At 69.2% G+C, this 315-nt stretch carries 1 protein-coding gene; it reads right to left on the bottom strand.

Annotation, left to right across the window (positions count from 1 at the left end; translation table 11 throughout):
* Positions 1-77: 77 nt before the first annotated feature.
* The coding region (locus SB660_RS19620; RefSeq protein ID WP_410583925.1) for a class II fructose-bisphosphate aldolase at positions 78-315 on the bottom strand (238 nt) is incomplete at its 5' end.

Below are 315 nucleotides of genomic sequence, written 5' to 3' on the forward strand. Positions count from 1 at the left end.
GTCCACGAGCTCATCGATCGTGACCTCGCCGGCTTCGGCGAGCAGATCGAGGATCGCGTTGAGCCGCGCCGCCCTCTTCATCCCGCCACCGTATCGCTCCCGGTCAGCGCGAAGAGACGCAGCATCCGCGCGGCCTCTGCGGCGAGGGCGTCGCGCGCAGGCGCGAGGTACTTCCGCGAATCGACCAGCCGCTCGTCGGCGGCCAGCTTCTCGCGGATCGCGCGCGTGAAGAATCCGTTGAGATGCGTGGAGACGTTGATCTTCGTCATCCCCGCGCGCACCGCGGCGGCGATCACGGCATCCGCCACCCCCGAT

Origin of the sequence: Bacillus sp. SIMBA_005 (assembly GCF_046535585.1) — a bacterium.
In the GTDB taxonomy this organism is placed as follows: domain Bacteria; phylum Bacillota; class Bacilli; order Bacillales; family Bacillaceae; genus Bacillus; species Bacillus pumilus.